The following is a 245-nucleotide window of genomic DNA, read 5'->3' on the forward strand; positions in this document are numbered from 1 at the left end:
GACTAACCCTATATTTTGTAGTTTGAAGTTATTCATTTCAAATAAGAATATAGATTAGTTAATCATGTTCCATCCATCAGTCCTCTCATAATTGTATTTTTATATTAACAAATTTTTTTATGGAATACAATTCAGCATCATCTTCACCTCAAAACTTCTTGTTGCTCTTTTGATATTTCATATTTACCGTTTCTATTTTTTTATTTCCCATAAGACTCTCTAGTTTTATAGGATTAATATAATAC

The organism is Bacillus sp. JJ722 (assembly GCF_036963345.1).
Lineage (GTDB): Bacteria > Bacillota > Bacilli > Bacillales > DSM-1321 > Bacillus_AD.